General features: G+C 56.1%; 15 protein-coding genes. 3 read left to right on the forward strand and 12 right to left on the reverse strand.

The window, feature by feature from the left end; genetic code table 11:
• Positions 1 to 8: 8 nt before the first annotated feature.
• A complete protein-coding gene (modA, locus tag Q4T40_12985) occupies positions 9 to 806 on the reverse strand; it encodes a molybdate ABC transporter substrate-binding protein (protein ID MDT8902164.1) in 798 nt (265 codons plus the stop codon).
• A 13-nt stretch (positions 807 to 819) separates the two neighbouring features.
• On the reverse strand, positions 820 to 1,617 hold the full coding sequence (modA, locus tag Q4T40_12990) for a molybdate ABC transporter substrate-binding protein (GenBank protein MDT8902165.1): 798 nt from the start codon (positions 1,615 to 1,617) through the stop codon (positions 820 to 822).
• Positions 1,618 to 1,882: 265 nt separating this feature from the next.
• Between modA (Q4T40_12990) and Q4T40_12995 the strand changes: the two genes are divergently transcribed.
• Complete coding sequence (locus Q4T40_12995; GenBank protein ID MDT8902166.1) at positions 1,883 to 2,818, forward strand: helix-turn-helix transcriptional regulator; 936 nt, start codon at positions 1,883 to 1,885, stop codon at positions 2,816 to 2,818.
• Between the two features lie 52 nt (positions 2,819 to 2,870).
• Here Q4T40_12995 and Q4T40_13000 read toward each other — a convergent pair whose 3' ends face one another.
• The 6 genes from Q4T40_13000 to Q4T40_13025 form a co-directional block, all read right to left on the reverse strand.
• Positions 2,871 to 3,011, reverse strand: a complete 141-nt coding sequence (locus Q4T40_13000; GenBank protein ID MDT8902167.1) for a TOBE domain-containing protein — start codon at positions 3,009 to 3,011, stop codon at positions 2,871 to 2,873.
• A 22-nt stretch (positions 3,012 to 3,033) separates the two neighbouring features.
• Positions 3,034 to 3,219 carry a hypothetical protein gene (locus Q4T40_13005; GenBank protein ID MDT8902168.1) on the reverse strand — a complete coding sequence of 62 codons (186 nt, stop codon included), beginning with the start codon at positions 3,217 to 3,219 and terminating at the stop codon, positions 3,034 to 3,036.
• A 58-nt stretch (positions 3,220 to 3,277) separates the two neighbouring features.
• A complete protein-coding gene (locus Q4T40_13010; protein ID MDT8902169.1) occupies positions 3,278 to 4,042 on the reverse strand; it encodes a DUF364 domain-containing protein in 765 nt (254 codons plus the stop codon).
• Between the two features lie 56 nt (positions 4,043 to 4,098).
• Positions 4,099 to 5,361 carry a metallophosphoesterase family protein gene (locus Q4T40_13015; protein MDT8902170.1) on the reverse strand — a complete coding sequence of 421 codons (1,263 nt, stop codon included), beginning with the start codon at positions 5,359 to 5,361 and terminating at the stop codon, positions 4,099 to 4,101.
• Positions 5,362 to 5,684: 323 nt separating this feature from the next.
• Positions 5,685 to 5,903: a small, acid-soluble spore protein, alpha/beta type gene (locus Q4T40_13020; GenBank protein MDT8902171.1), complete on the reverse strand. Its 219-nt coding sequence runs from the start codon at positions 5,901 to 5,903 to the stop codon at positions 5,685 to 5,687.
• 307 nt (positions 5,904 to 6,210) lie between these two features.
• Positions 6,211 to 6,474, reverse strand: a complete 264-nt coding sequence (locus Q4T40_13025) for an alpha/beta-type small acid-soluble spore protein (GenBank protein ID MDT8902172.1) — start codon at positions 6,472 to 6,474, stop codon at positions 6,211 to 6,213.
• Positions 6,475 to 6,709: 235 nt separating this feature from the next.
• On the opposite strand from Q4T40_13025, the gene Q4T40_13030 reads away from it, so the two are divergent.
• On the forward strand, positions 6,710 to 7,447 hold the full coding sequence (locus Q4T40_13030) for a manganese catalase family protein (GenBank protein ID MDT8902173.1): 738 nt from the start codon (positions 6,710 to 6,712) through the stop codon (positions 7,445 to 7,447).
• A gap of 801 nt (positions 7,448 to 8,248) precedes the next feature.
• Positions 8,249 to 8,533 carry a hypothetical protein gene (locus Q4T40_13035; protein MDT8902174.1) on the forward strand — a complete coding sequence of 95 codons (285 nt, stop codon included), beginning with the start codon at positions 8,249 to 8,251 and terminating at the stop codon, positions 8,531 to 8,533.
• A 38-nt stretch (positions 8,534 to 8,571) separates the two neighbouring features.
• Here Q4T40_13035 and Q4T40_13040 read toward each other — a convergent pair whose 3' ends face one another.
• From Q4T40_13040 to Q4T40_13055, 4 genes are read right to left on the reverse strand one after another with little or no spacing between them, the layout of a single operon-like run.
• The gene (locus Q4T40_13040) at positions 8,572 to 9,237 is read right to left on the reverse strand and encodes a hypothetical protein (protein ID MDT8902175.1); all 666 of its coding nucleotides are present in this window, start codon (positions 9,235 to 9,237) and stop codon (positions 8,572 to 8,574) included.
• A gap of 10 nt (positions 9,238 to 9,247) precedes the next feature.
• A complete protein-coding gene (locus Q4T40_13045; protein ID MDT8902176.1) occupies positions 9,248 to 9,820 on the reverse strand; it encodes an N-acetylmuramoyl-L-alanine amidase in 573 nt (190 codons plus the stop codon).
• Positions 9,795 to 10,154, reverse strand: a complete 360-nt coding sequence (locus Q4T40_13050; GenBank protein ID MDT8902177.1) for a hypothetical protein — start codon at positions 10,152 to 10,154, stop codon at positions 9,795 to 9,797. The genes Q4T40_13045 and Q4T40_13050 overlap by 26 nt, the downstream gene beginning before the upstream one ends.
• Positions 10,155 to 10,556, reverse strand: a complete 402-nt coding sequence (locus tag Q4T40_13055; protein MDT8902178.1) for a hypothetical protein — start codon at positions 10,554 to 10,556, stop codon at positions 10,155 to 10,157. It lies immediately after the preceding gene.
• Between the last annotated feature and the right edge of the window lie 142 nt (positions 10,557 to 10,698).

Raw genomic sequence — 10,698 nt, forward strand, 5'->3', positions numbered from 1 at the left:
TGTTGTTATTAACGACTGATTACGCTGAAGCCGTATTTTTGGAAAATCCTCGCCGCTTCGGGTCCGGAGAGGTAGTTGAGAAAAGCTTCGGCTTCGCGGGGGTGTTTGGCGTCTTTGAGCACCGCGCCGGGAAAGACGATCGGACGGTGACTGCCCGGCGGAGCGGCGGCCACCACGCGGACCTTGTCGCTGAGGGCGGCGACCGTCGAGAAGACGATGCCCGCATCGACATTTTTCGTTTCCACATAAGCGATAATCTGGCGGATATCCTTGGCCAGCACCGCCTTGCCTTTCACCTTGTCCCATATGCCGAGATATTTCAACACTTCTATGCCGTACTGCCCGGCGGGCATCGTCTCGGGAGTGCCCAGGCCGTATCTGACAACCTTTTCGTCGGTCAGGTCGCGGAAGCTCGTCAAGCCGAGGTCCGAATCCTTATGTATGACCAACACCAGCTTGTTGCCGACGAGGTCCCGTCGGGTCGCATCCGCGATCCGCCCCTTTTTCTGCAGGTCGTCCATTTGTTTGCGGGCGGCGGAGATGAAGATATCCGCCGGCACTCCGCGTTCGATCTGCGCCTGCAATACGCCGGCGGCCGCCAGGTTGTAAACTAGTGTTATATTCGGATTCTTTCCCTCATACTCCTTCTGGATATCGAGCAGGGCTTCCTTGAGGCCGAGCGCCGCCGATACGTTGAGCTCGATTCCGGATGCCGCCGCGGGTTCCGGCTTGGTGCCGCAGCCTGCTGCCAATACCGCTATCAGGCATACGACCGCCAACCATGACGCCAGCCTGTACTTTCTCATATCCTCGCCCCGCTTATTTGCTCATCGCAAAGCCATGCTTTTCGAATACCGCCTTGCCTTCCGGGCCTGTCAGGTACGCCAGGAATTCCTCCGCCGCTTTCGGCTGCTTGGCGCCGCTCAGAATGGCCACGGGATACACGATCGGCTTGTGCGATCCGGCGGGAGCGATGGCGGCGATTTTCACCTTGGCCCCGGAAACGGCGTCGGTCTTGTAAACGATGCCGGCATCTACGTTTCCTGTCGCCACATACGTGAGCACGGCGCGGACGTCCTTGGCGAAGACCGCCTTATCTTTGACACCTTCCCACAGGCCGAGTTTTTTGAGCACCTGTTGGCCATACTGGCCAGCAGGTACGCTCGAGGTCTCGCCCATGCTGAATTTTTGCACCTTGGCGCCGGCGAGGTCCTCGAACTTGTTCAGGCCGCCAGCGGAGTTCTCCGGCACCACCAGCACCAGTTTATTTTCCACCAGGTTCCTGCGACTGGCTTTATTGATGAGGTTTTTGGCCTCCAAGTCGTTCATCTGCCTGGGAGCCGCCGAAATGAAGACATCGGCGGGAGCGCCCTGTTCGATCTGTTTCTGCAGCGCCCCTGACGAGGCCAGGTTGCAAATCAGCTTTACCGAAGGATTTTTGGCCTGGTAATTTTTCTGGATTTCCAGCAGCGCGTCCTTCAGGCTGGCGGCGGCGGAAATGTTGAGCTCCACCTGCTTGGCGGCCGGAGCCTGCGCCTGTTTCGCCCCGCCGCCGCAGCCGGCGGCCAGCAGGGTCGCAATCAACCCGATAAAAACCCACAGGAATCTCTTGTTCATCTTTTCTCCTCCTACAACAGCCAAATAACCAAATGAAACTAATCCAACCAAACGAAACCAGCAATTACTTTAACAGCATCACCCGCTTCAGCAAAAACGCTTGATTGAAAACTGCACAAAACAGCGCTTTCCGGAACATTGCCAAACACAACAAAACATCAACTAACAAAAACCTTATGGTGTTATTATATAATTTGCGGTAATATTAATGCAAGAGGGTTTACCAATTAATACATGCACTATCAGCTAAAAATGGGGTGGGTTGATGACGGACACAATATCCTATACTCCCGAAGAAGTTGCCAAGATTCTTAAAATCTCACGGTTTACGGTGTACGAAATGATCAAGCGCGGCGATCTTACCGCCTACCGGATCGGCCGCAAGGTCCGCGTCGAGGCCCCTGATCTCGAAGTGTACATCAAAAAATCGAAAAGCCTGTCGTCGGCGGCCCAGGCACCGGCGACCAAGCCGGCGGAGGCGCCCGCCCCGGCCCAGGAAGGGCTTATCATTTGCGGCCAGGACGTTATCCTCGACATCCTCACCCGCCATCTGGAAAAAACACTGCCTTACGCCCGCTTCCTGCGCAGTTACGCCGGCAGTATCGATGGCCTAATGGCCCTTTACCGCGGCACGGCCAACGCCGTCACCACCCATCTGTGGGACAGCGACAGCGACACTTACAACGTCCCCTATGTAAGGCGGATGCTGCCCGGCCACCGCACCCTCATAATCAACCTGGCCTACCGGATGGAAGGCCTCTATGTGGCCAAGGGTAACCCGAAGGGGATAACCGGCTGGCAGGACCTCGCCAAGCCAGGCGTATGGTTTGTCAACCGCGAACGCGGCTCGGGAGCCAGGGTGCTGCTCGACGAGCAGTTGCGCTCCCTCGGCATAGACCACCGCGACATCGCCGGCTACGACCGCGAGGAGACAAGCCATCTGGCGGTCGCCAGCAGCGTCGCCAGGGGAGAAGCCGACGTCGGCCTCGGCATTGAGAAGGCCGCAATGCAGGTGCGGGAAATCGACTTCATCCCCCTGCAGAAAGAACGGTACGATATGGTCATCCGCAAGGAAGACGCCACCAAGCCGCATTTCCAAGCCCTGATCACCGTGCTGCGCTCGGCCGCCTTTCGCGACGAGGTGGCTGGCATGGGCGGCTACGATATAACCCAAACCGGCGAAATCCTCGCCGAAACTTGAAAAAAAGACACTGCACCCGCCCTTCGGCGGGTGCAGTTTTGTGTATGGCGGCTTATTTGATTACCATCATTTCGGTGGCTTTTACCAGTGCCGTTACTCTGTCGCCAACTTTGATCCCGAGATCATCCACCGAATCCGCCGTAATCGCCGCGATCAGTTCGGTTCCCTTGCAGTCCATGACAACTTTTGCCATAACAGCGTCTTTTACGACTACGCTAATACTCGCTCGCCAGGGCAAGCATGACAAGGCCTGTGCCGATCATCAGGCCCGATATCCACACAAGGATCTGGACAATCCTGTTCTGCTTCACGTCGAGTTCCATGGCCATGGCGCAAAAGCAGGAGATGGCCATCATCAGCCCAACAGCCAACAGAAACGCGGCAAGAATCAGGGTTTTCATTGACCCCACCATCCCAAGCAGGTTCGCTAAAGCCTTTTGCACATCTGGGCCGGCGCCGTTATACCCGTGCCGACACCTTACGTCCGTAACCGATCAACTGTTTCATCCCGGCGCACTGGCTAATCCCCGTCAGGATAGCGTCCCTGTTTTCCGGAAGCCACTTCGTTCCCGCGAGCAAGGTTACTCCCGTGCCGGCGAAGGCGGCCGGATACATAGGGGTGCTCGCGCCGACCATGACGATGTCGCGGGCTTTGCCGCAATAGCCCAACAGGTTGTCCAGCGTGCCGTTTATCAGCGATGTGCTGCTGACGAACACCACCTGGCATTCGGGGAGCAACTGCGGCTCGGCCGCTTCCGGGTAAACGTCGCCTATCGCTTCCTTGCCCCGCTCGAAGACCAACAGCCGCCGGACTTTGCCTCTCAGCCCGGCAATGAGCGGACCGATATGGCCGACAACCCCGACGGTGTCGTCAGGACCGGTCGGCACGGCGAACGCGGCATCCTCGTCCCGGTCTCCCTCCTGCCCTGCGTCGTCGAATTCGGCGACGGCGTTCATAACCGCCAGCCCCGCCGCCACGGCGATAACACTTTTGCGCTCCAGCGCCCATGAGGCCATTTCCGCGGCCGGCATACCAGTAAGTCTGCCCGCGCGGGGAATAGCCGCGCAGCCGGAAACCACGTCTTCCTTCAATACATAGGCTAATCCCAGCGAGCCGTCATCAAGCTCGACGCCGAGAAAATTCAGCCCAACCCTCACTTCGCCGATCCGCCTCCCCGCGAGTATGGGGGAAGCCAAGTCATAGATACGGTCTAAGATCATCATGATACCTCCTTGGAGAATTCAAAAAGCGACCCGCTTCGCGGCGTATCCATGTACCGTTATTTTTCGATCTTCCAGTTGTCGATCAAGTCGCCGCCAAGCTTGTACACCTCCACCGCCAGCACGTTGCCGGCCACTTTTACGACGAGATAGTTCGGCTCTTCCGCTGGGTTGTAGTATACTTCGTGCCATTCGCCGGCGCGCGCCTTGACGCGCGCTTTGCCGCCGGCGCGGCCGGCCGTCACGTATACCGTTCCTTCAGACGGAGCGGCCGCGACAGCGTCGTCGTGGAGGGGATAGGTGCGCGCGTAGACATGCTCGTGACCGCTAAAAACGACGGCGACGCGATGACGCTCAAGGATCGGCACGAACGCCGCTTTTACGGCGCCGTTGCCGCGGGCCGTCTCGCTGTTGTAAGGCGGCTTGTGAAGAAACGCTACCTTCCACTGCTTTTTAGTCGCGGCCAGGTCCTTTTCCAGCCAAGCTTTCTGCCGCTCCAGCATATCCGGCAGGAAACGCGCCCCTTCGCGCGCCTGGCTGTCCAGCATCACAAAATGCACGTCCCCATAGTCGAAGGAATACACCTGCCCTTTCATTCCTTCCGGACCGTTGCCGGGCAGCTTGAACCTGGCGGTAAACATCGACGGCAGTGATCGTTCACCCCACAGCGGCGTGTAGTATTCGTGGTTCCCTGTCAGCGGCATCACGGGAATGATGTCGATGGCCTCTTGCGAGGCGTCAAACCAGGCGTCCCATTGCTCAGGGTCTTGCCCGACCTCCACCAGGTCGCCGACGACGGTCCAGAAGGCCGCGTCGGGGTTTGTTCCGCAAGCCCGGCGGAGGACCGCCCGCCAGAGGTCATAAACGTCATTTTGGGTGTCGCCGAAGACGAGAAACTTAAAGGCTCGGGCCTCGTCCGGGGCTGTTTTAAAGCTGAGCGGCTCGCTCCAGCCGCCGTCGGCCCCCACACGGTAAATATAGCGCGTGCCCGGTTTGAGGCCGGTCAATGTCGCCGTATGGATTATTATTTTTTCGCCGTCTGTCAGGAGAGGTTCTCCCCGGGCAACAACCGCAACGGCGTTTACGGGCAAGCCGTTTCCCGCCGCGGCTTCGGCGTATTGGGCCCGCCCGCGCGGACAGAAGGAGGCCGTCTGCCAGGCGATCGTTTGCGTGGTGCGCGGATCATCGCTCCAGGTCAAGGTTACTTGTTGCGGCGCGGACGACGGCGCCGCGGAAGAAAGCGCCGACACCAGACAAGCCAGCGCGATTATTAAAAGTGCCGCTATCGACCGCATGCGGACACCATGCTTTATCCCCGTCATTTATCCACTTTCTTCCCGGGTCCGGCGAAACCCGTCGCTCCGCGGATTTCCGCAGTTCGACGCAGACGCTCTTTGTCCCAATGGAATTTGTTTCCCTATAAACATGATAATATTGCAGCAAATATAAATCAACATAAATTAACTAGATATGTTTATTTATATGTTTTTGTTTGTTTACGTTTTATGGAACAGATGATTTGGAGAGAAAAAACACTCTAACAGGGCCAGCGACGGACTGCGAGGCTTCGCGGAGTATCCGCGAAGCCTCGCTTGGGGCGGAGCTGAAATAAAAGCCGCCACAGACTCATTGACAGCGGTTATCACTATTCAGCGCTGTCGGACCCGGCCATATTGGCCTCGGCCATCGCAATCAACTTCCTCACCTTTTCGCCGCCAATCTTGCCGCCGATCTTCCCGACCTCGCTGGTTGTCAGTTCTTCGTTGCGGCCCCGGTCGAGCGGTATACCAAGCTGATCGGCAACCTCGTGTTTGTCGGGCAGCGACTGATCCAACTCCTTCATAGAGCTGTATTTCTCCGTCAAAGTTGACCCTCCCGAGATTTTCTTCCTGCCCGTTTATCAGCGATAGCGGCGTTAACCATTTCGGGCAGCACGGTCCCGTCCCGGTTCGCCGCCCGGCTCTCCGGGACGAACTTGACGCCCACCTCGCCTGTAGTAAGGCGGGGCTCTTCTGTTGTCACGGAACGCTCTTCCGCTTTTATCTGTCATTCCTCCTCCACGCGGTCCCTGGCGGCAGTCCGCGGCATCAGCCGGAGACCGCCGTAATATCGCGAGCAGACAGCATCAGGAACGGGGCCGTTGGCCGGCCCCGTTCCGCCATTCAGGCACTTTAGCTGTTGATGTTGCTGTTCTGGGTCATGGTCCCGCCGGTTTGCGAGGCCGAGCTCGTGCCACTGGTCATACCCGACTCGTAAGACTCTATCATCTTGCGGACCATGTGGCCGCCGACCCGGCCGCAGTCGGCGGACGTCATCGTGTTCCATCCTCCGCTCCGGATCCTGTCGGCTATGCCGAGTTCGGAGGCAACCTCAAATTTCATCCGGTCAAGAGCATTCTCGGCTGCGGGGTTAACTACCTGATTACTTCTGGCCATTCTGCCAACCTCCCTTTTACTGTTTTCCGGGCCCTTCTTTAGAGTTTCCGTATATAAATTTTAAATGTGTAGAAAATAATGGCCTTCCTTGCTACAAAGGGAAGCTAAGATCGTGCCTGTTTTTATGGCTGTTGAAGGCATTGGCTATTGTTGAGGCGCACGGCCAAAAGTTGTTTTGCTGCATGGAGTCGGGCTAAACAAGAAATAATACGGAAAAAACGCAGGGGGCGATTTAATGTTCAAGCATGAGAAGCAGCTATTGCAAGAGGTCCGGGTAGAGCGGCCGAATCCTACATATGCCGCAATGCTGACAGAGCAACTAGGAGGTCCTGACGGCGAGATGAAAGCCGCCATGCAATACATGGCGCAAAGCTTCAGAATCAAGGACCCGGAAATAAAGGACCTTTTCATGGACATCGCATCCGAAGAGCTAGGCCATATGGAAATGGTCGCGACCACAATCAATCTTCTCAACGGCCACGACATTGACACCGGAGCCGTTATGGCCGGACACATCGAAAGTCAGGTGCTCACCGGGCTGAACCCGTTAATTGCGAACGGGTCGGGGTATCTTTGGACAGCGGCCTATGTCAACGTCACCGGCGATCTGGCAGCGGATATCCTGTCAAATATAGCCGCCGAACAGCGGGCGAAGGTCGTCTATGAATACCTCCACCGTCAGATTGCCGACCGGCATGTCCGCCAGACGATAGATTTTCTCCTGAACCGCGAGGAAGCTCATAATACTTTGTTCAGAGAAGCCTTTAACAAGATCTCCGGAACCGGCTCCACCAGGGACTGGGGCGTCGACGAAAACGCCCGTCTGTATTTCGACCTTTCGACACCTGGAAAATACTTTGATCTTAAAAATCCCCAGCCTCCACAGTTTCAGCCCCCGGACCCGGGTGAAGCAACAGGACAAACGCAGCAGAATCGAATCTTGACCACAGAACACGACATTCCTCAGCATTAGTTTCTTACCGGAGCCAAAAACTCTTGCCCGGAAAAAATTAGCGCAACAAAAAACAAGACTCCGTGACGTTTTCACGGAGTCTTGTTTTATTAGGCAGTGAAGGTAAGCGGGGTCAAACACCGGCCACAATTCGGTTGTGCGAAACCCTATAATTCAAGAGCTTTTTGTGCCCCGAGATTTTGTCCTTCTTTACAACATTTATTATCCGTTCAACCAGCCAATAGCAATTGCGCCCGCTGTCAACGCCGATTTGATTTTGCATGAAAGTGGCGTTTGAAATTTGCATGTTTGTGGCGCGGGTCACTATTATTTCTGTTCGAACAGCGTGTTGATGGCATGCTGCTTTTGCTTCATATACTCCTTGCGCTCTTTAGGCCTGTAGCTGTCGCCCTTGATGTTTATGACGGTGCAGTGGTGCAGCACCCGGTCGAGGATAGTAGAGGCTCCGTTCGCGCCTTTCGTCTTGTCAGATTAGCAAAATCAGAACATATGAAATAATATTAGCAATTGTTAGCAAAAAAACGAAAAAGGCTTCTGAGGAAAATCCTCAGAAGCCTTTTCGGAACGTGGTGGAGGTAAGCGGGATCGAACCGCTGACCTCTTGAATGCCATTTAGCATCAACCATTCTAAATAGAGGGAACGCGCCAGGAAGTGCCTGATTATACTGGTTCATCGTTCTAACAAGAAGGAAGAAATACGGTCCAAAGGGAAACTGTTGATTAGAAATCGGATTAGAAAGGCCCCCTATGTTCCATACCCTCCCGGGGTATGTTATAATACGGAAAGGAGGGGATAATGAAATGAAAGCCTATGCGGAATTCACCGCGGCCGAATGGAACGGTCCCATCACCCATGCAGTATATAGAGATACCACCGGCGCCCTGCACCTTGCAGCCGGCGACTACGGCGCCATAGATCCGGATCGCAGCAAGATCGTCCAGGATGCCGAAATTGTGATCTGCCGCGGCAGCAAGGCCGATCAGCTGCTTGATCGCGCGCTGAACGTGGTAATGACGGATGAAGTGGTCTATATCAATCTGAACGAACACCCCAGGATCGCGGATCCTGATAATTGGGGATACTAAGCCAAAAGCCCCCGGCCAATGCCGGGGGCTTTTCTTCGTTAAAAATGCCAATTCAACATAGCTTCCTTATATTTATCATCCTGGCCGGCGCTATCTTTGTGCCGGCCCAGCGTTTCCCGATAGCTGATCGAAAAGGATGGCGAAGGCTGGATCCCTACGGCCGCGGCCGGCCCATGATTCGACATACCCAAGCCAACGCTGAAATGCTTCACCCTCTTGGAGATCTCCGCATCCAGGCGGGCAGACACCAGCGCTTCGACCATCTGCGTCACGTCAATAACAATTTTGCCGGTCTGCGTCAGCACGATCTTGTTCTTCTCAAACATAAAGGATTCATCTTCGGCCTTCATTAGCTTAATTTCCCGGCCGTTGATCAGCATGAAGAAATCTATTTTACCCAGCGATGCCTGCATATCGGTCCGCGCCGGCGCCGAAGTTTCCCGGCCGGTGACCGGATCCCGGATAATCACCGTTTCCTTCGGAACATACTGGATATCGGTTACATATCGCGTATCGATCACTTCGCGGGCAGGTTTCGCTTTTTCATGCGCAGCATCCTTCTGCGCCAGCGCCAGTTCCAGCTTCAGCTGCGCCACCTGATCCTTCAGATCCAGCACCTTGAAGTGGTACATCCCCCAGGCGCCGGCTGCGGCCCCGATCAGGATGCCCACCAGCGCGATGATCACAATGTTCTTCGTCTGCATGGCTATCCTCCTAAAATCCGGCGAACTGATCCACGGCCGCGCAGATCGCTTCGATCACCCTGGCGCGGAACGTGGGATCGTTCATCCACATTTCTTCCTGCGGATTGCTGATGAAGGCAATTTCGATCAGTACGGCCGGCATCAGGGTATGCGTCAGAACGTACAGATTGCCTTCCTTATCATCATCCCCATCAGACTTGTCGGCCCTGATCGTCAATTCCGGCGCGAACGCCTGCACGTTGCGCACGATCAGATCAGCGAACAGATCCGCCTTCGTTGGCCCCGGGGAAGTCCATACTTCGAACCCATGAGCGGAAGGGGATGCGAAGCTGTTGGCGTGAAGGGAAATAAATAAACCGGCCCCGGAATTGTTGGCCAGTTCGCACACATACGCCAGATCGTAATTGCTTGCATCCGGTCCGCTGCGGGACATTAGCACCTGGTAAGCCCGGGCGATCAGCGCCGCCTGCAGTTCTTCCGCGAACAACATCATCAGGCCCGCTTCGGTGGACATAGCGCCGAGCGCCCCGGGATCCACGGCCCCATCGTGGCCGGCATTAACGAATACTATCCTGCTGAACACCGGCGCCGCCCCCCTTCTGGTGAAGATCCGGGCATCCGGTTTCCTCCTGCACCTTTCGGATCACCAGCACCACCAGCCCAATAATCCAGCCAATGATCGCGTTCGGGAGGAAGATACGGCGCCAGCCTAGCACCTGCACCAGCTGGGCGATCAGCATCATCTTCTTCGCCGGATCCTCCATTTCATCGGCAAACTTGTCCACTTCGTAAGCGGCCCGGGTAATGACCGGGAACGCCACCTGCTTCGCGGCCAGGAAGATCACCACGGCCGCGATCACCAGCGCCGCCAGAATGACGATCAGCAGCACCACCAGCAACTGCATTTCGGAGAGCATTTAACATCCGACCTTTCCCATAATTTTTTTTACGCTGCCGCACACTTCATCCTGCCGTTCATGTATCCTAACCAGCGCTTCATTAAATTCCTGCTTGGTTACGGCCGTTTGCAGCAGCGTATCCACCTTTTGGCCCAGCTGTTCAACATCCCCCCATCCCCCCACGGCGCGCTGATCATGCGTCAGCACCAGATCGCTGACCTTCGTGATCGCCACGGCCACAGCCTTATTCGCTTCGATATCCGTTTTGATCAGTTCGATCAGCTGCTTGAACATCGGAACCAGCTTGACGATCCCGAAGATCACCAGCCCGACAAACGCCAGGGACAGCAAAAACATGATGCCGATGTTGGCCGCATCAGCCAGCACCGGCATCCACTCTTTAACGCGAATAGGATCCATATTCTACTTATACCCCCTAGCTTGTCGGTTCGGATTCCGGCGCCGCGGCCAGATCCTGCGCGAATGTCGGCGCGGCCGGTTCGGTATAGAGGCATCCGGGCTTCGGACACTTCCAGGAACCATCCTCTTGCTGCACCAGCTT

The sequence above is a fragment of the Selenomonadales bacterium 4137-cl genome (assembly GCA_032334055.1).
Lineage (GTDB): Bacteria > Bacillota > Negativicutes > Sporomusales > UBA7701 > Anaeroselena > Anaeroselena agilis.

Excerpts from the sequence above, each read along its gene's own strand:
- modA (MDT8902164.1), bottom strand. The coding sequence starts at position 806 with ATGAGAAAGTACAGGCTGGCGTCATGGTTGGCGGTCGTATGCCTGATA.
- modA (MDT8902165.1), bottom strand. The coding sequence starts at position 1,617 with ATGAACAAGAGATTCCTGTGGGTTTTTATCGGGTTGATTGCGACCCTG.
- Q4T40_12995 (MDT8902166.1), top strand. The coding sequence starts at position 1,883 with ATGACGGACACAATATCCTATACTCCCGAAGAAGTTGCCAAGATTCTT.
- Q4T40_13000 (MDT8902167.1), bottom strand. The coding sequence starts at position 3,011 with ATGGCAAAAGTTGTCATGGACTGCAAGGGAACCGAACTGATCGCGGCG.
- Q4T40_13005 (MDT8902168.1), bottom strand. The coding sequence starts at position 3,219 with ATGAAAACCCTGATTCTTGCCGCGTTTCTGTTGGCTGTTGGGCTGATG.
- Q4T40_13010 (MDT8902169.1), bottom strand. The coding sequence starts at position 4,042 with ATGATGATCTTAGACCGTATCTATGACTTGGCTTCCCCCATACTCGCG.
- Q4T40_13015 (MDT8902170.1), bottom strand. The coding sequence starts at position 5,361 with ATGACGGGGATAAAGCATGGTGTCCGCATGCGGTCGATAGCGGCACTT.
- Q4T40_13025 (MDT8902172.1), bottom strand. The coding sequence starts at position 6,474 with ATGGCCAGAAGTAATCAGGTAGTTAACCCCGCAGCCGAGAATGCTCTT.
- Q4T40_13030 (MDT8902173.1), top strand. The coding sequence starts at position 6,710 with ATGTTCAAGCATGAGAAGCAGCTATTGCAAGAGGTCCGGGTAGAGCGG.
- Q4T40_13035 (MDT8902174.1), top strand. The coding sequence starts at position 8,249 with ATGAAAGCCTATGCGGAATTCACCGCGGCCGAATGGAACGGTCCCATC.
- Q4T40_13040 (MDT8902175.1), bottom strand. The coding sequence starts at position 9,237 with ATGCAGACGAAGAACATTGTGATCATCGCGCTGGTGGGCATCCTGATC.
- Q4T40_13050 (MDT8902177.1), bottom strand. The coding sequence starts at position 10,154 with ATGCTCTCCGAAATGCAGTTGCTGGTGGTGCTGCTGATCGTCATTCTG.
- Q4T40_13055 (MDT8902178.1), bottom strand. The coding sequence starts at position 10,556 with ATGGATCCTATTCGCGTTAAAGAGTGGATGCCGGTGCTGGCTGATGCG.